Genomic DNA, 19,374 nt, shown 5'->3' on the forward strand with positions numbered 1-19,374 from the left:
AGCAAGCTCCCTCGCCACAAGAGCAGCGCTAGGCGTTCATATATGCTGTTCATAAAGGCGTGAAAATTTTCAAGAATGTTCATTTCGAAAAACAAACGAAAAAGTAGTGCATATGAACAATGACTACACCCAAAGAGCATAGTAGCCTTCGCTGGCGCTTGAACTTGAGGAGTCTTGCATGTCCGTCCGTCGCACCAAAATCGTCGCTACCCTTGGCCCGGCCAGTAATTCGCCGGAAGTTCTCGAACAGCTGATTCTGGCTGGCCTGGACGTTGCCCGTCTGAATTTCTCCCACGGCACGCCCGAAGAACACAAGGCGCGTGCCAAGTTGGTGCGCGACCTCGCCGCCAAGCACGGCCGCTTCGTTGCCCTGCTGGGTGACCTGCAAGGGCCGAAGATCCGTATCGCCAAATTCGCCAACAAGCGCATCGAGCTGAAGATCGGTGACAAATTCACCTTCTCCACCAGCCATCCACTGACCGAAGGCAACCAGCAGGTGGTGGGCATCGACTACCCGGACCTGGTCAAGGACTGCGGCGTGGGCGACGAACTGCTGCTCGACGACGGTCGCGTGGTGATGCGCGTCGAAACCGCCTCCGCCACCGAACTGAACTGCGTCGTGACCATCGGCGGCCCGCTGTCGGACCACAAAGGCATCAACCGTCGCGGCGGTGGCCTGACGGCGCCGGCCCTGACCGAAAAAGACAAGGCCGACATCAAGCTGGCCGCGGAAATGGAAGTCGACTACCTCGCCGTGTCCTTCCCCCGTGACGCCGCCGATATGGAATACGCCCGTCAACTGCGCGACGAAGCCGGCGGTACTGCCTGGCTGGTGGCCAAGATCGAACGCGCCGAAGCCGTGGCCGACGACGAAACCCTCGATGGCCTGATCAAGGCGTCCGACGCCGTGATGGTGGCCCGTGGTGACCTCGGTGTGGAAATCGGCGACGCCGAGCTGGTGGGCATCCAGAAGAAAATCATTCTGCACGCACGCCGCCACAACAAGGCCGTGATCGTCGCGACCCAGATGATGGAGTCGATGATCCAGAACCCGATGCCGACCCGCGCCGAAGTGTCCGACGTAGCCAACGCCGTACTCGACTACACCGACGCCGTGATGCTCTCGGCCGAAAGCGCCGCCGGCCTCTACCCGCTCGAAGCGGTGCAAGCCATGGCGCGTATTTGCATCGGCGCTGAAAAGCACCCGACCAGCAAGACCTCCAGCCACCGCATCGGCAAGACTTTCGAGCGCTGCGACGAAAGCATCGCCCTGGCGACGATGTACACCGCCAACCACTTCCCGGGCGTGAAGGCGATCATCGCCCTGACCGAAAGTGGCTACACGCCGCTGATCATGTCGCGCATCCGCTCCTCGGTGCCGATCTACGCGTTCTCCCCGCACCGCGAAACCCAAGCCCGCGCCGCCATGTTCCGTGGCGTCTACACCGTGCCGTTCGACCCGGCCGCCCTGCAACCGGGCGAAGTCAGCCAGGCGGCGGTGGATGAGCTGGTCAAGCGCGGCGTCGTGCAGACCGGTGACTGGGTCATCCTGACCAAGGGCGACAGCTACCACACCATCGGCGGCACCAACGGGATGAAAATCCTGCATGTTGGCGACCCGATGGTCTGAGTGACCGAGCGCTGAAAAACAAAAGCCCCGCCATGTGAATGGTGGGGCTTTTTGGTTTTTGCCTTGAAGCCTGTGCTGTCTGGTCTGCCGCCATCGCGAGCAAGCTCGCTCCCACAGGAGTTTCATGAACACCACAGACCTACTGTGGGAGCGAGCTTGCTCGCGATGGGGCCAAGCCAGGCCCTACAGAACTTATTGCCTGTTGATAAACCCCATCAACGCCGCCACCGCCTCGGGCGCGCGCAGGCGTTGGGTGAACAGCTTGCCCTCTTCTTCAATCACCTTGCGCAACAGTTCCCGGTCCGGCGCCCTCATCAGTTGCTTGCTGATGCGCACCGCGTCAGGTGGCAGCGATTCGAAGCGCAGCGCCACCTCCCGCGCCTTGGCCAGTGCCGCTTCACCGCTGTCCAGCGCCTCGGTGGCAATGCCCCATGCCACCGCTTGTTCGCCACTGAAGCCCTCACCCAACAGCAACAATTGCGCAGCCCTGGCCTGGCCCAGCAGCCGCGGCAGGATCAGGCTGGAACCGAATTCCGGACACAGCCCCAGGTTGACGAACGGCATGCGCAGCCGCGCGTCTCGGCTGACGTAGACCAGGTCGCAATGCAACAGCAACGTAGTACCAATGCCCACCGCCGGCCCGGCCACGGCGGCGATCACCGGTTTGCGGCAATCGAGCAGGCTGAGCATGAACTGGAATACCGGGTTATCGAGATCGTTCGGCGGCTGTTCGAGGAAGTCGACGATGTCGTTGCCGGCAGTGAAACAGTCGCTGGAACCGCTGAGCAGCACCGCGCGAATCTGCGGATCGCTGTCCGCCATCGCCAGGGCTTGGGCCAATTGACGGTATATGGCCCGGGTCAGGGCGTTTTTCTTGTCCGGGCGGTTCAAGCGCACGGTCAGCAGGCCGCGTTGACGGTCGAGCAACAGGGTTTCGGTCATGATCGGTCTCGCGTCTGGAAATCAGCGCTCAACCACGGGGCAGGAAGACGTCGGCCAGCAGTTGATTGCGCGGCAAGCCAGCCAGGTACAAACGCTTGGCAAAGGCCTCGACCCGGTCGGGATGGCCGCAGAGTAAGGCCTGGGTTTGCCGGGAAACAAGCCGCAGTTGCGCCAAGGCGGACGGCGCCTCGGCCGCGGTCAGCAGCTCCACCGAGAGGTTTTCATGCTTGGCCGCCAGCGCCGCCAGGGGTTTGGCCAGATAATGCCCCGCCGTATCATGGGCCACATGAATAAGGCGAATCGCGCCTTGGTGATGCTGGCGCAAGGCTTCGCGCAGGAGGCCGAACAACGGCGCCAGGCCCGTGCCAGCGGCGAGCAGCCACAGCGGCCTGTCGTGCCAGTCGGCGTCGTAGTGCAAGGCACCGCCACGCAGTTCGCCCAGGCGGATCGGGTCGCCGGCCTTCATCTGCCGGGCCGCGTCGATGAACAGCCCGGGCTCGCGACAATCGAGGTGGAACTCCAGGAAACGGTCTTCTTCGGGCAGGCTCGCCAGGGAATACGGCCGGGCCACCTCACCGGCCCACAGCACCAGATGCTGCCCGGCCCGATACCGCAGCGGCCGCTCGGGGGTGAGGCGCAGACGCAGCACCTCACCGCCCAGCCAATCCACCGCCATCACCTGGGCGGCCTGGCCGTCGCGTTGCGGGTCGAAGGTGTGGATCCGCACATCCTCGACCACCTGGCACTGGCAGGCCAGCCGCCAACCCTGGTCGCGCTGCGTCGGGCTCAAGGCGTCGGGGCGGCTGTCGCGCACATCGCCCCCCACGCACTGCACCAGGCAGGCGTGGCAGCTCCCGGCGCGGCAACTATAGGGCACCGCCACGCCAGCGCCATTCAAGGCGTCCAGCAGGTTACTGCCCGCCGCCACCGTCCATTGCCGGCCGGCGACTGTCAGTTCAGGCATCGACGTTCTCCCAAGCGGCGGCGCAACGATTGCGGCCGTCTCGCTTGGCACGGTACAGGGCCTGGTCGGCACGCTGCAACGCGTTGTCCAGGTCATCGCCCATGTCCAGCATGGTCATGCCCGCCGAGAGGCTGAGGGCGCCGACCTGCAGGCCGATCAGCTCGACTTCGGTGAACGCCAGCCGCAGCCGCTCGCAACAGGCCGTCAGGCGATGGGGGTCGCAAGCGGGCAGCAGCATGACGAATTCCTCGCCACCGTAACGGGCCAGTACGTCGCCCTCGCGCAGGCACGCCGTGGCGACCGCGGCAAACGCCTGCAGCACCTGGTCGCCCGCGGCATGGCCATGCAGGTCGTTGATGCGCTTGAAATGGTCGAGGTCGATCAGGGCCAGGCCATGGGCGACGCCAGGCCTGAGGGTGTTGAGTTCGCGGGAGGCCAGGCGCAGGAAGTGCCGGCGATTGAACAGCCCGGTCAGTTCATCGGTGGCCACCAGGTCTTCGAGCTGGCGCATCATCCCGCGCAAGGTGTCCTGGTGCGCCTGCAAGGCAAACCGCCGCTGGCGCATGCGCTGGCGTGAGGTCTGGACGTAGCGGGCGTAAAACACCAGCCACACCAGCACAAGAAACAGCACGGCCACCTGCAACCCGGCCAGGGTGGGATCGGGAAGCCTGAAGAAGTAACCGTCCCAGAGGGTAATCGCGGTGAAACTGAGGAACACCAGCGACGCGCAGCGCACAAAGGCCCGGCGCGACAGATGGAACAACCCGAACAGCAGGATCAGCACATAAAACACCAGGAACACGCCCCGGGCCTGGTCCAGGTGCGCCATCATCCAGCTCTGCCAGCCCAGGCCGATCAACACCTGCACTTCGGTGAGGCTGGGGTCGGCGAAGCGCAGGTTGCGGTCGGTGATAAACAGCGCGAACAGCCCGGCCTGGCACAGCACCACCAACACGCTGCCGATGATGACACCGCGCAACGAGTCCAGGTAATGCCCACTGAAAAATGCCAGCCACAACAAAACCAGTGCCAGCGCGTACGTCGCGGCCGCCAAAGCGAAGCGTTTCAGCAAAAGACGTTGAATGGCGTTATGGGTCAATCGTTGACTCACCATGGGAAAGGAAACTGACAGGAGGCGTCCTACGCTACAGGCCAGACGCCACTTTAGTGGCGTGTAGGGCAAATGACCATTCAATTCTGGAGCAGAAAAATGGCGTCAAAGCAATGGCCCAATTGACGCATTGTTGAGTGCTGGCAGATGCCCCCTGTGGCGAGGGGATTTATCCCCGCTGGGCTGCGAAGCAGACCTGAAAGCTGCCACTGCGGTGGGTCAGGTTAATGCCCATCTGTCTTTTGGGGCTGCTTCGCAGCCAGCGGGGATAAATCCCCTCGCCACAGATAAATCCCCCTCCATACAGGCCGCTCGCTCCCACAGGGTGCCGGCCTGCGATATACTGCCGCGCCTTTTTAGCGTCGCGCCAGCATGCCCGGCGTGCCTTAAAGAGGTGTCGTCCGTCGACCGATGCACCCAAACGGGCGGCACCTTATTGAATGTTCCCGTCTTTAGAGAGGAGCGCGACTCATGACCGTGATCAAGCAAGATGACCTGATACAGAGCGTTGCCGACGCCCTGCAGTTCATTTCCTACTACCATCCCGTGGATTTCATCCAGGCGATGCACGAGGCCTACCTGCGCGAAGAATCGCCGGCGGCCCGTGACTCCATGGCGCAGATCCTGATCAACTCGCGCATGTGCGCCACCGGCCATCGGCCGATCTGCCAGGACACCGGCATCGTGACCGTGTTCGTGCGCGTGGGCATGGACGTGCGTTGGGATGGCGCGACCATGAGCCTGGACGACATGATCAACGAGGGCGTGCGTCGCGCCTACAACCTGCCGGAAAACGTCCTGCGCGCTTCCATCCTGGCCGACCCGGCCGGCGCGCGTAAAAACACCAAGGACAACACCCCGGCGGTCATCCACTACTCCATCGTCCCGGGCAACACCGTGGAAGTGGACGTGGCGGCCAAGGGCGGCGGCTCCGAGAACAAATCGAAGATGGCCATGCTCAACCCGTCCGACTCCATCGTCGACTGGGTGCTGAAAACCGTTCCGACCATGGGCGCCGGCTGGTGCCCACCGGGCATGCTCGGCATCGGCATCGGCGGCACCGCCGAGAAAGCCGCGGTCATGGCCAAGGAAGTCTTGATGGAGTCCATCGACATCCACGAGCTCAAGGCCCGCGGCCCGCAGAACCGTATCGAAGAGATGCGCCTGGAGCTGTTCGAGAAGGTCAACCAACTGGGCATCGGTGCCCAGGGCCTGGGTGGCCTGACCACCGTGCTCGACGTGAAGATCATGGACTACCCGACCCACGCCGCCTCCCTGCCGGTGTGCATGATCCCCAACTGCGCCGCCACCCGTCACGCCCACTTCGTGCTGGACGGCACGGGCCCGGCGTCGCTGGAAGCGCCACCGTTGGACGCCTACCCGGAAATCGTCTGGGAAGCCGGCCCGTCGGCTCGTCGCGTCAACCTCGATACCCTGACGCCAGAAGACGTGCAAAGCTGGAAGCCGGGCGAAACCGTGCTGCTCAACGGCAAGATGCTCACCGGTCGCGATGCGGCGCACAAGCGCATGGTCGAGATGCTGAACAAGGGTGAGACCTTGCCAGTGGACCTCAAGGGCCGCTTCATCTATTACGTCGGCCCGGTCGACCCGGTCGGCGATGAAGTCGTCGGCCCAGCCGGCCCGACCACCGCCACGCGGATGGACAAGTTCACCCGCCAGATCCTCGAGCAGACAGGCTTGTTGGGCATGATCGGCAAATCCGAGCGCGGCCCGACCGCCATCGAAGCGATCAAGGACAACAAGGCCGTCTACCTGATGGCCGTCGGCGGTGCCGCTTACCTGGTGGCCCAGGCGATCCGCAAATCCAAGGTCCTGGCGTTCGCCGAACTGGGCATGGAAGCGATCTACGAGTTCGAGGTCAAGGACATGCCGGTGACCGTTGCGGTCGATAGCCAAGGCGAGTCGGTGCACATCACCGGTCCTGCCATCTGGCAGAAGAAGATCAGCGACAGCCTGGCGGTCGAAGTGCAGTAACACTTCAGTGCCATGAACAAGGCCGGTGAGCGACAAGCCCACCGGCCTTTTTTTGTGTCCATGTCAGTGATGCTCACTACAGGTACCTGTGGTAATCCTGTGGGAGCCGAGCTTGCTCGCGATAGCGGCCTGTCAGCCAATATCATCTCTGGATGACCCACCGTCATCGCGAGCAAGCTCAGCTCCCACAGAGCAACCGCCATGCTATCGTGCCCGCCCGACTTTCCACTGGTTTACGCCAGCATGCTGCCGACCACCCGTACCTTGCGCCTGTCGTTGTACACCTTGCTGATCCTCGCCGGCGCGGCGGTTGCCGCTACCCTCGCCGTGCGCCACGCCGAACGCGAGGCCTTGAAGGAAGATGCCAGCCGTGCCAGCCAGCAGTTGACGCTGTACGCCAATTCGTTGCACACCCTGATCGAACGCTACCGCGCCCTGCCCGCCGTGCTGGCGCTGGATCCGGAGTTGCGCTCGGCCCTCAAGGGACCGATCAGCGCGGCGCAGCAGGATGCGTTGAATCGCAAGCTCGAACAGATCAATGGCGCCGCCCAGTCATCCACACTGGAACTGCTCGACCACAGGGGCCTGGCCGTCGCGGCCAGTAACTGGCGACTGCCCAGCAGCTATGTCGGGCACAACTATGGCTTTCGCCCCTACTTCATCCAGACCCGCACCCAGGGCACCGGGCGGTTTTATGCGGTGGGCGTGACCAGCGGCATCCCGGGGTACTTCCTCTCCAGCGCCGTGACCGGCGACAACGGCGAGTTCCTTGGTGCGATGGTGGTGAAGCTGGAGTTTCCGGAGCTGGAGCGCGAATGGCGCCAGGGCAGCGACACCCTGCTGGTCAGCGATGCCCGGGGCATCATCTTCATCGCCAATCGCCCGGGCTGGCGTTATCGCCACTTGCAACCGCTGACCGACAGCGACCGCGCCGAACTCAAGGCCACCCGCCAATACGACAAACAACCGTTGCAAGCCCTGGCCCATGAACCGCTGCGCCGCTTCGACGACAACAGCCACCTGGCCCGGGTCGAGGCCCCCGATGGCTCGGCGGATTACCTGTGGGAATCCTTGCCATTGACCGCCGAAGGCTGGACCCTGCACTTGCTGCGCCGTCCGCAGATCGCCTTCGAGGACCTGCGCAACGCCGGGCTCGCCGCCGCCGGGTTGTGGCTGGCGCTGGTGTTCCTGTTGCTGTTTCTCAACCAGCGCTGGCGCCTGGCAAAGTTGCGCCAGCGCAGCCGCGAAGAGCTGGAACGGCTGGTGGAGGAGCGGACCCGGGACCTGCGCACCGCCCAGGACGGGCTGGTGCAATCGGCCAAGCTGGCGGCGCTGGGGCAGATGTCGGCGGCCCTGGCCCATGAAATCAACCAACCCTTGACCGCCCAGCGCATGCAATTGGCAACCCTGCGCTTGCTGCTGGATCACGGTCGGGTCGATGACGCCTACAAGGCCCTCAAGCCGGTGGACGACATGCTGACCCGCATGGCCGCCCTCACCGGCCACTTGAAGACGTTCGCCCGCAAAAGCCCCAGCGGCCTGCGCGAACGCCTGGACCTGGCGGCGGTGGTGGACCAGGCGCTGCAACTGCTGGACACGCGCCTGCGGGACGAGCAGGTCAGCACCGTGCTGCACCTGACCCGCCCGGCGTGGGTGCGCGGCGATGCGATCCGCCTCGAGCAAGTGTTGATCAACCTGCTGCGCAACGCGCTCGACGCCATGGCCGGCCAACCTCTCAAGCGCCTGGAAGTGCGCCTGGAGACCGATGATCAATTGTGGCGCCTGACCGTCAGCGACAGCGGCACCGGCATCGCCGAGGAACACCTGGCCCAGGTGTTCGATCCGTTTTTCACCACCAAACCCGTGGGCGATGGCCTGGGCCTGGGGCTGGCGGTTTCGTTTGCAATCATCCATGAGTCCGGCGGGCGCCTGAGCGCGGACAACCACGAGAACGGCGCGGTATTCTGCATGACCTTGCCCATCGATCAGGAGGCGCAACTGCATGCTTGATTCAGTCATGGTCGTGGATGACGAAGGCAGCATCCGCAGTGCCGTCGAGCAATGGTTGAGCCTGTCGGGGTTCCAGGTGCAACTGTTCAGTCGAGCCGACGAATGCCTGGCCCGGTTGCCGGAGCATTTTCCCGGGGTGATCCTCAGCGACGTGCGCATGCCCGGCCTCAGCGGCCTGGAACTACTGGCCGAAGTACGCCGCCGCGACCCGGACCTGCCGGTGATTCTGTTGACCGGCCACGGTGACGTGCCCATGGCCGTCGAGGCCATGCGCGACGGTGCCTACGACTTCCTGGAAAAACCCTTCAGCCCCGAAGCCCTGCTCGGCAGCCTGCGCCGGGCCCTGGACAAGCGCACCCTGGTCCTGGAAAACCGCCGCCTGCATGAGCAGGCCGACGCCCGCGCCCGCCTCGATGGCACGCTGCTAGGGGTTTCCCGTGCGCTGCACACTCTGCGGCGCCAAGTGCTGGACTTGGCGGCACTGCCGGTCAATGTATTGATCCGCGGCGAAACCGGCAGCGGCAAGGAATTGGTCGCCCGCTGCCTGCACGATTTCGGCCCGAGGGCGAACAAACCCTTCGTCGCGTTGAACTGCGCGGCCATCCCCGAACCGCTGTTCGAGGCGGAGCTCTTCGGCCATGAAAGCGGTGCCTTTACCGGCGCCCAGGGCAAGCGCATCGGCAAGCTCGAATACGCCGACGGCGGCACGCTGTTTCTCGATGAAATCGAAAGCATGCCCCTGGCCCAGCAGGTCAAGTTACTGCGAGTGTTGCAGGAACAGAAGCTCGAACGCCTGGGCTCCAACCAGAGTATCGCCGTGGACCTGCGCATCATCGCCGCCACCAAGCCCGACCTGTTGGACGAAGCCCGGGCCGGGCGTTTTCGCGAAGACCTGGCCTATCGCTTGAACATCGCCGAGCTGCGCCTGCCGCCGCTGCGAGAACGGCGCGAGGACATTCCCCTGCTGTTCGAACACTTCACCCACAACGCCGCCGAACGCCTGGGCCGCCCCGCCGCGCCCCTGAGCGGCCCGCAGTTGGGCCATCTGCTCAGCCACGATTGGCCGGGCAATGTGCGGGAACTGGCCAACGTCGCCGAACGCCAGGTGTTGGGGTTGGATCAACTGCCCACCCTGGAGACGGAGCCGGGCCAGTCCCTCGCGGCCCAGCAGGAAGCCTTCGAAGCCCAATGCCTGCGCGCCGCCCTGACTCGGCACAAAGGCGATGTGAAAGCCGTGCTCGAAGAACTGCAACTGCCACGCCGCACCTTCAATGAAAAGATGCAGCGGCATGGGTTGAGTCGGGAGATGTTCTTGTAGATTCGCTGAACTTTCTGTGCCTGTCCCGGCCTCATCGCGAGCAAGCTCGCTCCCACAGGGTGATGTGTACACAGGACAAAAATGTGGGAGCGAGCTTGCTCGCGATGAGGCCAGAGCAGCCCCCCGGATAAGCGGATTTCCGCTCACCGCCCATCAAAAACAAGCGGATTTCCGCGCACTCAACACCGCAAACCCCTCTAGAACGGCCCTCCAGCGGCTGGCACAGCTCCTGCTATAGCCCTGTCAGGCTGCGCTCCCGCGCGCTCCACAAAAACAATTAAATGAAGGATCCTTCAATGGACAACTCCAACGCCCTACCCATTGGGTCGGCTGCCGTGCCCGCCCGTGAAAGAACCACCGCCAGCCGGATCAAATCGATCTTCAGCGGCTCGGTCGGCAACATGGTCGAGTGGTATGACTGGTACGTCTACGCCGCGTTCTCGTTGTACTTCGCCAAAGTCTTCTTCCCCAAGGGCGACACCACCGCCCAATTGCTCAACACCGCCGCGATTTTCGCCGTGGGCTTCCTGATGCGCCCGATCGGCGGCTGGTTGATGGGCCTGTACGCTGACCGCGCCGGGCGCAAACGTGCGTTGATGGCCTCGGTGTACCTGATGTGCTTCGGCTCGCTGATCATCGCCTTGAGCCCGAGCTACGAAACCATCGGCGTCGGCGCGCCGATCCTGCTGGTGTTCGCCCGCCTGCTCCAAGGCCTGTCGGTGGGTGGCGAGTACGGCACCTCGGCAACCTACCTGAGCGAGATGGCGACCAAGGAACGTCGTGGCTTCTTCTCCAGCTTCCAGTACGTAACCCTGATTTCCGGCCAGCTCATCGCCTTGGGCGTATTGATCGTACTGCAGCAGTTCCTCACCACCGAACAGCTGTACGCCTGGGGCTGGCGCATCCCGTTCGCCATCGGCGCACTGTGTGCGATCGTGGCGCTGTACCTGCGGCGCGGCATGGAAGAAACCGAGTCGTTCACCAAGAAAGAGAAGTCCAAGGAAAGCGCGATGCGCACCTTGCTGCGCCATCCCAAGGAACTGATGACCGTGGTCGGTCTGACCATGGGCGGTACCCTGGCGTTCTACACCTACACCACCTACATGCAGAAATACCTGGTGAACACCGTCGGCATGAGCATCTCCGACTCCACCACCATTTCCGCCGCCACACTGTTCCTGTTCATGTGCCTGCAACCGGTGATCGGCGGGCTGTCGGACAAGGTCGGTCGCCGGCCGATCCTGATCGCCTTCGGCATCCTGGGAACGCTGTTCACCGTACCGATCCTCACCACCCTGCACACCATCCAGACCTGGTGGGGTGCGTTCTTCCTGATCATGGCCGCGCTGATCATCGTCAGCGGCTACACCTCGATCAACGCCGTGGTGAAGGCCGAGCTGTTCCCCACCGAAATCCGCGCCCTGGGCGTTGGCCTGCCCTACGCACTGACCGTATCGATCTTCGGCGGTACCGCTGAATACATCGCCCTGTGGTTCAAGAGCATCGGCATGGAAACCGGCTACTACTGGTACGTGACGGCCTGCATCGCCGTGTCGCTGCTGGTGTACATCACCATGAAAGACACCCGTAAGCATTCGCGGATCGTGACCGACTGACAGGGTCCAACCGTCACCGCAACGGTGATGGTGATGGCCCCATCGCGAGCAAGCTCGCTCCCACAGGGTTAGCGTAAATCCCTGTGGGAGCGAGCCTGCTCGCGATTGGAGACGACTCGGTCTCAAGTCAACTCAGCAGTGCCCTGCTTGCCATAACGGTTCTGCGCATAGGTCGCGCCAGCGATCATCACGATCAATATCCCCGCAGCAAAGCCCAAGCCCGAATCGTGGTATGAAAAATCATTGAACTGGGATTAATCGCCCGTTAATGCACTTGCCACACCCTTGGGCTCACTGAATCGATGACCTGCGCGATGTTCGCTCCGACGATGGAAGCGACTGAATACGTCGCCCTTAATATCTAGTTAATCGATTGTTTTTAGCATTATTTTGCGCTTTTTAATCAATTTATTTGGCGTAGCATTCAACCCATGCAAGACACACATCGCCACGAACCCGGAGTGACAACCATGAAAACCAAACTGATCCTCGCCCTGACCCTGTCCGTGTTGGCCGCCAACACCTTCGCCGCTGACGGTTTCGACAAGACCGGTACCGCCTCCTTCGGTGCCAACGCCAACGCAGCCATCGAACGCAGCCCTGCCGGTCATTACGCCGCCGACGGCTTCGACAAGACTGGCACCGCCGACGCCATCGCCGCTGACGGCTTCGACAAGACCGGCACCGCCGAAGCAATTGGTTAACGATTGAACGTCAAAAGATCGCAGCCTTCGGCAGCGCCTACGGATTGAACACGGTCCTGTAGACGCTGCCGGAGGCTGCGATCTTTTTTTGCATCACCCAATCTGGAAATAAAAGGCCCAGCCTTGCACTATTGGCCGCCTACGAATGCCTTTCCAGGAAACGCCCGCCATGCCCGATGACATCCATTACTACGAACCCGCCAATGGTCACGGCCTGCCACACGATCCATTCAACGCCATCGTCGGCCCGCGCCCCATCGGCTGGATTTCGTCCCAGGATGGCGAAGGCCGCTTGAACCTGGCGCCCTACAGTTTCTTCAACGCCTTCAATTACATTCCACCGATCATTGGGTTCTCCAGCGTCGGGCGCAAAGACAGCCTGAACAACATCGAACAGACCGGTGAATTCGCCTGGAACCTGGCCACCCGCCCGCTCGCCGAGCAGATGAACCAGAGCTGCGCGATGGTCGCCCCAGAGGTCAATGAGTTCGAACTGGCGGGCCTGACGGCCGCCCCGTCACGGGTGATCCAGGTGCCGCGCGTCGCCGAAAGCCCGGTGTCCTTCGAATGCAAGGTCACGCAGATCATTCAATTGCAGCGGGCGGACAAAGGGCTGGTGCCAAGCTGGCTGATCCTCGGCGAAGTGGTCGCCGTGCATATCGCCCAGTGGCTGTTGAAGGATGGGGTGTACGACACCGCCGCCGCCGAACCGATCTTGCGCGGGGGTGGGCCGGCGGATTATTTCCAGCTGGGGCCTGAGGCGTTGTTCAAGATGCATCGCCCCAAATAGAAGCTTGCCCATCACACTTTGTGGCGAGGGGATTTATCCCCGCTGGGGCGCGAAGCGGCCCTAAAACAGTCCAGTCAACTCAGTGTCAGGAAAACATTGGGGCTGCTGCGCAGCCCAGCGGGGATAAATCCCCTCGCCACAGGTGTAGGTCATCCCAACAGGTGTGACGCAGGTTTCCAGACCAACCCGCCATCCTCACTGACACCCTGGAGACGGGTGAGCTGCACGGCAGCGGCTTCATCGGCTTCGGTCGCGGTCTTGAAGCTCTGGTCTTCAAGCACCTTGTTGAAACGCGGCGCACCGGAACCACCGATGGCCTTGGTGGCAATGGCGGCGTGGTAACCGCCGCCCTCCTTGGGAACAACGGCGGAAACAGCTTCAAAGGTTTCAAAGGCTTTACGTGCCATCTCTTGTGCATCCTGGCGGTGGAAAATGACGGTCATTAAACCTTCAACCGGCCAGCTTGTGTACCTGTGCCCGGCACCCTTCGGTCGCCTGGGCGGCGGAAACTTCCCTGAAGGTGTGGAAATCCAGGCTGCTCACCACCAGGTCCTGCACCAGCTCGGCGAAAATCGCCATGGCCGGTGAATTGAAGTAGGCGTCCATCGACGGCTGATTGACCCAGAGCCCGGACACCAGCCACAAATCAGCGTCGCATTGCGATTGCTGCAAGGCAAAATGCAGGCAGCCGGGCGCCTGGCGCGAAGGCGCGATCAACGTGCTCAGGCGTGCACCCAGTTGCTTGGAGCAACCACGGCGGGCCCGGACAAAAGCCATGTGGCTGACGGGGATCTGTGTAGTCATGTTCAACCCTCCCAGGTAATCCGTTGTGCAGCCGGGGACAGGCTGCGACAGGATCAAAGGTTAAGCGTCACGACGCCAGCTTCGTTAGTCGATTCCTGCCGACCCGTTGCACAATCCTGCGCATCGGTCGCACAAAATCCACTGTCCAAGCGGTTGCCAGCCGCGAAGTTGAAACAAAAGGTTTCAAGCAAGTTTTACCCGCGTTGACCCGTCATGGCCCATTGTGCCGTGCAGGATCAGGCAAGCTTTCAACAGGATGTGGCTACCGCTGTGCCTTGCACAAACATAAGCTTTGTACATCGCTCCTATCATTTCGAGGATTTCCGGCATGTCGCCACTCGATCACGCCCACGCCCCGCTGGACACGTACCTGGAACAACAGCGCGCCGAACTGGCGTCGATCATCGACCGCAATACCAGCGAAGACGGCAGCTACGCCACGGCCATCGGCTCGCTGCACCTGTCGCGCCACAGCATGCCCCAGACGTTCGCCCCGGTGTTGGCGCAACCGGCACTGTGCATCATGGCCCAAGGCAGCAAACAGGTACGCTTGGCCGAAGAATTGTTCAACTACGATCCACTGCATTACTTGGTGGTCTCGGTGTCGATGCCGTTGAGCGGCTGCATGCCCAACGCTACGCCCGAGCAGCCGATCCTGGCCCTGCGCCTGGACATCGACCCGGCGGAAATCACTGCGTTGATCGCCGATGCCGGCCCCTTGGGCGTGCCGACCCGCCCCGCCGGGCGCGGGCTGTATGTCGAACGCCTGGACACGCCGATGCTCGACGCGGTGCTGCGTCTGGCACGGCTGCTGGACACGCCGAAAGACATCGCCATGCTCGCGCCCCTGGTGCGCCGGGAAATCCTCTATCGCCTGCTGCGCAGTCCACAGGGCTATCGGCTGTATGAAATCGCCATCGCCAACAGTCAGAGCCATCGCATCAGCCAGGCGATCAAGTGGCTCAACGGCCATTTCGAACAGCCGCTGCGCATCGATGACCTGGCCCGGGAAGTGAACCTCAGCGTCTCGACCCTGCATCACCGTTTCAAGGCCATGACGGCCATGAGCCCACTGCAATACCAGAAGCAACTGCGCTTGCAGGAAGCCCGCCGGCTGATGCTGGCCGAAGGGCTGGAAGCTTCGGCGGCGGGGTATCGGGTGGGGTATGAAAGCCCTTCGCAGTTCAGCCGCGAGTACAGCCGATTGTTCGGCGCGCCGCCGTTGCGGGATCTGGCGCGGTTGCGGATGACCGTTTGACCCGGGTTTTGTGTTGGCTGGGCCGGCCTCATCGCGAGCAAGCTCGCTCCCACATCGGACCTGTTGTGAACAGAGAATCTGTGTTCAATGAAGATCCCCTGTGGGAGCGAGCTTGCTCGCGATAAGGCCAGTAGAAACACCTCAACACTTCGATGTCCAGACACCCTGGTCAATCTCAATCAGCGTCGGCCCCTGCCGCTCATGGGCCGCCAGCAACGCGGCACGCAACGACGGCACATCGTCGATGGCCTGGGCAAAGCAGCCCAAGGCCTTGGCGACACCGATGAAATCCGGGGTGTAGATGTCCACCCCCACCGGTTCGATGGCGCGGTTGAGCATGTATTTCTTGATCTCTTCGTAGCCCTGGTTATTCCACAGCAGCACGATCACCGGTGTCCGCGCTTCCACGGCGCTGGCCAGTTCCGGCAGGGTGAACTGCAACCCGCCGTCACCGATCAGGCACACCACCGCGGGGCGGCCGTGGCCCAGGTCCTTGCCGCCGAGCCAGGCGCCGATGGCCGCCGGCAACGCGTAGCCAAGGGTGCCGTAGCCGGTGGAGGCATTGAACCAGCGGCGCGGCTGCTCCGGGTTGAAGGTCAGGTTGCCGGTGTACACCGGTTGCGTGGAGTCACCGACGAACACCGCCTCCGGTAGTGTCTGCAAGACCGTGTCGAGAAACACGGTCTGAGCGCGGGTCGCGGCGTCCCAACTGCCTTGAAGCTCGGCGCGCAACCGGGCGGCACGGGCTGGCCCCCAATCGGCCTGGCGTTCGGCCAAGGGTCGCTGGTTCAATTCGTCGAGCAAGGCCCGGGCGGCGACACCGGCGTCGGCCACCAGCGCCAGGTGCGGCGGGTAGTTGCGCACGGTCTGGTCCGGGTCGATGTCGATGCGCAGCAGCGCGCCGGGAAGCTCGAAGCCGCCGGCAAAGGTAATGTCGTAATCGGTTTCGGCCAGTTCGGTACCGATGGCCAGCACCACATCCGCCTCGGCCACCAACGCACGGGTGGCCACCAGGCTCTGGGTGGAGCCGATCAGCAACGGATGGCGCGCAGGCAGCAAGCCTTTGGCATTGATGGTCAACGCCACTGGCGCGCCGAGACGTTCGGCCAGTTCGGTCAATTCAGCCGCTGCGTCAACGGCCCCGCCACCGGCCAGGATCAAAGGCCGTCGAGCCGTCGCCAGCAGGCCGGCCATTTGTTTTACCGCAGCCGGTGCGGCACCGGCGCGGGTGATGTTCACCGGCACGCTGGCGAGCAAGGCATCGGCGTCTTCGACCAGAACGTCCAGCGGGATCTCAATGTGCACCGGCCGCGGGCGCCCGGCCTGGAACACCGCGAACGCCCGGGCCAGCACGCCGGGCAATTCGGCGGCGGACATCAGTGTGTGGGAAAACGCCGCGACACCGCCTACCAACGCAGACTGGTTCGGCAGTTCATGCAGCTTGCCACGACCGCCGCCCAACTGGCTGCGCGACTGCACGCTGGAGATCACCAGCATCGGGATCGAATCGGCGTAGGCCTGGCCCATGGCGGTGGTGATGTTGGTCATGCCGGGACCGGTGATGATGAAACACACACCGGGCTTACCGCTGACCCGGGCGTAACCGTCGGCCATGAAACCTGCGCCCTGTTCATGACGCGGCGTCACATGGCGGATACTGGAACGGGCCAGCCCGCGGTACAACTCGACGGTGTGCACGCCGGGGATGCCGAACACCTGCTCCACGCCATAACCTTCGAGTAACTTGACCAATACTTCGCCGCACGTCGCCATTGCCATTGCCTTCTTCTGGTCGGGTAAAAGGCCGCGCAGCGCATGGAGCGGGCCCCTTTTGTCTTGGAGATGGCGTTATTGGAACGGGCGAGGCATGGCGACAACAATGGATAAAAAGTCATACTAGCCATGTCCTCACGTCATGGCTTGGATCGAAATGAAACGACTCCCCCCGTTGCCGGCGCTGCACACATTTCTGATCACGGCCCAATGCTGCAACTTCACCCGGGCCGCCGAACAGCTGCACATCACCCAGGGCGCGGTGAGCCGGCAGATCGCCGGGCTGGAAGACCATTTGGGTTATGCGTTGTTCCAGCGCCAGGCACGCGGCCTGAGCCTGACCGCCGAGGGCCAGGCGTGGCTGCCACGGGTGCAGCAGGTGTTCGGCCTGATCGGCGAAGCGGTCCAGCAGATCGGCGAAAAGCGCCAGACCCTACAGCTCAAGGCCCCGACCTGTGTGATGCGCTGGTTACTGCCGCGCCTGTTGCAATGGCAAAAGGAACGACCGGACGTGCCGGTGGAACTGACCACCACGGTCAGGCACGGCGTGGATTTCCAGCGCGAAGCCTTCGACGCCGCGGTGGTCTATGGCCCACCACCGGATGCCTCGCTGGCGTGCCTGCACCTGTTCGATGAGCAGCTGACGCCTGTCTGCTCCCGATCGACCCTGGAAGGACCGGTGCCGCTGCATGAACCCGCCGACCTGCAGCACCACTTGCTGTTGCATCCAGCCCTTGACGAGCGTGACTGGAATGCCTGGCTGGCGGCGGCCGATGTGCACTTGAAGCACGTCCGCAAGGGCCAGCATTTCGAAACCCTGGACCTGGCGATGTCCATGGCCTCCCAGGGCACCGGCGTGGCGATTGGCGACTGGTCGCTGATCGGCGACGACCTGAGCGCCGGCCGGCTGGTGGTGCCGTTCGAGCTGAAGGTCAAGACCGGGCTGGGTTATCACCTGGTGCACCCGCACAAGCCCCAGGCCTCGGCGCCGTTGCTGGCGTTGATGGACTGGTTGGTGGCGCAGGCTCAGGTGCGATAGAAGCCATGTGCTAAACCCTTGTGGCGAGGGGATTTATCCCCGTTGGGTCGCGCAGCGCCCCCAAAGCCTAGCGCCTCGGTGTGTCAGGCTGATCATGTTCGATAGTTTGGGCCTGCTGCGCAGTCCAGCGGGGATAAATCCCCTCGCCACAAAAAACCCAGGCATCCGCTAGAGCAGATTCGGCGCCTGCACCGGTTCGATCTGCGCCCAATGAGAGGTGTCTTCGCGGTGCTGCTGCAGGTACGGCAACACCGCCGCCAGCAACGGCGCCTTGAACGCGTCCTGGAAGCGATGGGCCAGGCCCGGGATCAGTTTCAGTTGGCTGCCTTGGATGTGCGCCGCCAAGTGCACGCCGTGCATCACCGGCAGCAACGGGTCGGCGGTGCCGTGGACGACCAGGGTCGGCACCCGCAGTTGATTGAGCAGTGCTACCCGACTCGGCTCGGCCATGATCGCCATGATCTGGCGCTTCACGCCTTCGGGGTTGAAGGCCCGGTCATAGGCCAGTGCAGCCTGATGCAGCAAGGCCTGGCGATCATCCACCACCATCGGGCTGCCCAACGCGGCCAGCAGATCGGCTTGCTGTTCGAGGGCCATTTCGCGATTCGGAGCACCGCGCCGGGACAACAGTTGCACCAGTCTTTCGCTGGGCGCGGGCAAGCCGGCGGCACTGGAACTGGTCATGATCAGGGTCAGGCTTTCAACCCGCTCAGGCGCCATGGCCGCCATGTGCTGGGCGATCATCCCGCCCATGCTCGCGCCCAGTACATGGAAGCTTTGCACATGCAACGCGTCCATCAGCCCGAGCCCGTCGTCGGCCATGTCGGTGAGGGTATAGGGCGCGGCCACGGGCAAGCCGAGTTTGTAGCGCAGAGCTTCAAAGGTCAGGTTGGCGCTGCCGGGCGCCTGGCGCCAGGTGCTCAGGCCGGCATCGCGGTTATCGTAGCGAATCACCCGGAAACCCTGCTCGCACAGGGCGACCACCACTTCATCCGGCCAATGGATCAACTGCCCACCCAGGCCCATCACCAACAGCAATGCAGGATCCGAGGCACGGCCAATGCTCTGGTAGGCCAGGCTGACCTGATCCAGATCGACCCGTTGGGTCGCAACATTGACATCGCAACGAGACGCCGCCATCGACGGCAGGCCGAAAAACAACGCGGCCAGAAAAATAAGTACACGCATGAAGAAACACCGAAACGCAGAACCCCAGTAGAGCGCGAGTCTGATGAAGTTTGTTCAAGCGCGCTGCCACAGTTGCGTGACAGTTTGATGAAGATTGCCGAGTGGTGATCTGAAGTCATGCGGGCACCCTGTGGCGAGGGAGCTTGCTCCCGCTGGAGCGCGAAGCGGTCCCAAAAGGTTTCGACCTCAAAATATGATCAAGGCATGACATTTGGGGCTGCTGCGCAGCCCA

At 63.0% G+C, this 19,374-nt stretch carries 16 protein-coding genes; 9 read left to right on the top strand and 7 right to left on the bottom strand.

Translation table 11 applies throughout. From position 1 onward, the window contains the following. Positions 1 to 178 precede the first annotated feature (178 nt). Positions 179 to 1,630, top strand: a complete 1,452-nt coding sequence (gene pyk / locus BM321_RS06985; protein ID WP_092166364.1) for a pyruvate kinase — start codon at positions 179 to 181, stop codon at positions 1,628 to 1,630. Between the two features lie 192 nt (positions 1,631 to 1,822). Here pyk and BM321_RS06990 read toward each other — a convergent pair whose 3' ends face one another. Genes BM321_RS06990 through BM321_RS07000 form a run of 3 tightly spaced genes read right to left on the bottom strand, consistent with a single transcriptional unit; the run spans position 1,823 to position 4,635 of the window. Further along, positions 1,823 to 2,572, bottom strand: a complete 750-nt coding sequence (locus BM321_RS06990) for an enoyl-CoA hydratase-related protein (protein ID WP_092441987.1) — start codon at positions 2,570 to 2,572, stop codon at positions 1,823 to 1,825. A 28-nt stretch (positions 2,573 to 2,600) separates the two neighbouring features. Then, complete coding sequence (locus tag BM321_RS06995) at positions 2,601 to 3,536, bottom strand: iron-sulfur-binding ferredoxin reductase (protein WP_092441988.1); 936 nt, start codon at positions 3,534 to 3,536, stop codon at positions 2,601 to 2,603. After that, the gene (locus BM321_RS07000; protein ID WP_092442010.1) at positions 3,529 to 4,635 is read right to left on the bottom strand and encodes a GGDEF domain-containing protein; all 1,107 of its coding nucleotides are present in this window, start codon (positions 4,633 to 4,635) and stop codon (positions 3,529 to 3,531) included. Before BM321_RS07000 ends, BM321_RS06995 begins: the two co-directional genes overlap by 8 nt. Positions 4,636 to 5,118: 483 nt before the next feature. On the opposite strand from BM321_RS07000, the gene BM321_RS07005 reads away from it, so the two are divergent. The 6 genes from BM321_RS07005 to BM321_RS07030 all read left to right on the top strand — a co-directional run bounded on the left by BM321_RS07005 (position 5,119) and on the right by BM321_RS07030 (position 13,080). After that, positions 5,119 to 6,642 carry a fumarate hydratase gene (locus tag BM321_RS07005; protein ID WP_060740866.1) on the top strand — a complete coding sequence of 508 codons (1,524 nt, stop codon included), beginning with the start codon at positions 5,119 to 5,121 and terminating at the stop codon, positions 6,640 to 6,642. Between the two features lie 243 nt (positions 6,643 to 6,885). Next, positions 6,886 to 8,652, top strand: a complete 1,767-nt coding sequence (locus tag BM321_RS07010) for a sensor histidine kinase (protein WP_092442011.1) — start codon at positions 6,886 to 6,888, stop codon at positions 8,650 to 8,652. After that, positions 8,645 to 9,970: a sigma-54-dependent transcriptional regulator gene (locus BM321_RS07015; RefSeq protein ID WP_092441989.1), complete on the top strand. Its 1,326-nt coding sequence runs from the start codon at positions 8,645 to 8,647 to the stop codon at positions 9,968 to 9,970. The genes BM321_RS07010 and BM321_RS07015 overlap by 8 nt, the downstream gene beginning before the upstream one ends. 296 nt (positions 9,971 to 10,266) lie before the next feature. Further along, positions 10,267 to 11,586: an MFS transporter gene (locus tag BM321_RS07020; protein WP_092332353.1), complete on the top strand. Its 1,320-nt coding sequence runs from the start codon at positions 10,267 to 10,269 to the stop codon at positions 11,584 to 11,586. A gap of 470 nt (positions 11,587 to 12,056) precedes the next feature. Beyond that, positions 12,057 to 12,290, top strand: a complete 234-nt coding sequence (locus BM321_RS07025; RefSeq protein WP_092441990.1) for a hypothetical protein — start codon at positions 12,057 to 12,059, stop codon at positions 12,288 to 12,290. A gap of 169 nt (positions 12,291 to 12,459) precedes the next feature. Further along, a complete protein-coding gene (locus BM321_RS07030) occupies positions 12,460 to 13,080 on the top strand; it encodes a flavin reductase family protein (RefSeq protein WP_092441991.1) in 621 nt (206 codons plus the stop codon). A gap of 149 nt (positions 13,081 to 13,229) precedes the next feature. On the opposite strand, the gene BM321_RS07035 is transcribed toward BM321_RS07030, so the two are convergent. Both BM321_RS07035 and BM321_RS07040 read right to left on the bottom strand, forming a co-directional pair. Next, entirely contained in the window at positions 13,230 to 13,487 is a 258-nt protein-coding gene (locus BM321_RS07035) for a hypothetical protein (protein ID WP_092442012.1), read from the bottom strand. Positions 13,488 to 13,530: 43 nt separating this feature from the next. After that, positions 13,531 to 13,884: a putative quinol monooxygenase gene (locus tag BM321_RS07040; protein WP_092251976.1), complete on the bottom strand. Its 354-nt coding sequence runs from the start codon at positions 13,882 to 13,884 to the stop codon at positions 13,531 to 13,533. Between the two features lie 328 nt (positions 13,885 to 14,212). Here BM321_RS07040 and BM321_RS07045 point away from each other — a divergent pair, with 328 nt between their 5' ends. Next, a complete protein-coding gene (locus BM321_RS07045) occupies positions 14,213 to 15,142 on the top strand; it encodes an AraC family transcriptional regulator (RefSeq protein ID WP_092332342.1) in 930 nt (309 codons plus the stop codon). A 141-nt stretch (positions 15,143 to 15,283) separates the two neighbouring features. On the opposite strand, the gene BM321_RS07050 is transcribed toward BM321_RS07045, so the two are convergent. Further along, positions 15,284 to 16,915: a 5-guanidino-2-oxopentanoate decarboxylase gene (locus BM321_RS07050; protein ID WP_092441992.1), complete on the bottom strand. Its 1,632-nt coding sequence runs from the start codon at positions 16,913 to 16,915 to the stop codon at positions 15,284 to 15,286. A 157-nt stretch (positions 16,916 to 17,072) separates the two neighbouring features. Here BM321_RS07050 and BM321_RS07055 point away from each other — a divergent pair, with 157 nt between their 5' ends. Beyond that, positions 17,073 to 17,954, top strand: a complete 882-nt coding sequence (locus BM321_RS07055; protein ID WP_092442013.1) for a LysR substrate-binding domain-containing protein — start codon at positions 17,073 to 17,075, stop codon at positions 17,952 to 17,954. Between the two features lie 168 nt (positions 17,955 to 18,122). Here BM321_RS07055 and BM321_RS07060 read toward each other — a convergent pair whose 3' ends face one another. Then, positions 18,123 to 19,142 (bottom strand): alpha/beta fold hydrolase, encoded by a 1,020-nt coding sequence (locus tag BM321_RS07060; protein ID WP_092441993.1) that lies wholly within the window; start codon positions 19,140 to 19,142, stop codon positions 18,123 to 18,125. Positions 19,143 to 19,374 lie beyond the last annotated feature (232 nt).

The sequence above is a fragment of the Pseudomonas sp. NFIX10 genome, assembly GCF_900111955.1.
In the GTDB taxonomy this organism is placed as follows: Bacteria; Pseudomonadota; Gammaproteobacteria; order Pseudomonadales; family Pseudomonadaceae; genus Aquipseudomonas; species Aquipseudomonas fluorescens_AA.